Source organism: Pseudomonas sp. EGD-AK9, from assembly GCF_000465935.2.
GTDB lineage: Bacteria > Pseudomonadota > Gammaproteobacteria > Pseudomonadales > Pseudomonadaceae > Aquipseudomonas.
In genome coordinates this window covers 1-1,116 of the sequence record NZ_AVOF01000614.1, presented here as the reverse complement: position 1 = coordinate 1,116, position 1,116 = coordinate 1, and the positions used below count along the sequence as shown (strand labels likewise).

1 protein-coding gene is annotated in these 1,116 nt (G+C 72.2%); it reads left to right on the top strand.

Going from position 1 to position 1,116, the window contains the following annotated elements; translation table 11 throughout:
* On the top strand, nucleotides 1-1,013 hold a 1,013-nt coding region (locus N878_RS21645; RefSeq protein WP_021445621.1), incomplete at its 5' end, for a tetratricopeptide repeat protein.
* Nucleotides 1,014-1,116: the final 103 nt, after the last annotated feature.

Here is a 1,116-nt window from a genome sequence, read left to right as displayed (position 1 = left end):
GCCGCGCCGAGGCCGCGCGCGAACTGCTGGCCGATACCGAAGGCGTGCAGCGCCGCAGCGGCGTGCTCGGCGGCAAGATCCCGCTGCTCGCCGCCATCCTGGTGCCGCTGCTGGGCGTCGGCCTGTACCTGCACTGGGGCGCCCTGGCTCAGGTCGAGCAGACCCGCCAGCTGGCCGCGCAGCAGCCGCAGAGCATCGAAGAGATGACCGCGCGCCTGGAACAGTCGCTCAAGGACAACCCGGAGTCGGCCGAGGCCTGGTACTTCCTCGGCCGCACCTATATGGCCCAGGAGCGCGCCGGTGATGCGGCCAAGGCCTTCGAACAGGCGGTGAAGCGGGCCGGCCGCGCGCCGGAGCTGCTCGGCCAGTGGGCGCAGGCGCTGTACTTCGCCGGCGGCAAGCAGTGGAACGACGAGCTGCAGGCGCTGACCGACGAGGCGCTGAAGGCCGACCCGCAAGAGGTGACCAGCCTCGGCCTGCTCGGCATCGCCGCCTACGAGAGCCAGCGTTACGCCGATGCTGTGCGCTACTGGGAGCGTCTGGTGGCGGTGCTGCCGGAACAGGACCCGTCGCGCGCGGCGATTGCCGGCGGCATCGAGCGCGCTCGTCAGCAGATTGGCGCAGGCGAGCAGCCGCCGGCCGCTGCCGCGCCGGGCGCCAAGGTGCATGCCCTGGAAGTCAGCGTGGCGCTGTCGCCCGAGGTGCAGGCGCAGGTACAGCCGGACGACAGCGTGTTCGTCTTCGCCCGCGCCTTGAGCGGCCCGCCCATGCCGCTGGCGGTCAAGCGCCTGAAGGTCTCCGACCTGCCGGCGCAGGTCAGCCTGTCGGATGTCGATGCGATGATGCCCGAGCTCAAGCTGTCCGGCTTTGCCCAGGTGCAGCTGGTGGCGCGGGTATCGCGCGAGGGCAATGCCACCCGCGGCGAGTGGATCGGCCAGCGCGGGCCGGTGTCGAACACCGCGCGCGACACCCAGGCGTTGCTGATCGACAGCCGCGACGGTCAGGCGCAATGAAGCGCCTGGCGCTGCTCGGCGCGCTCAGCCTGAGCCTGGTCGGCTGCGCCGTGCAGCCCAGTGCGCCGGTCGGCTCGCTGCCGCCGGTGCAGCAGCCGTCCCA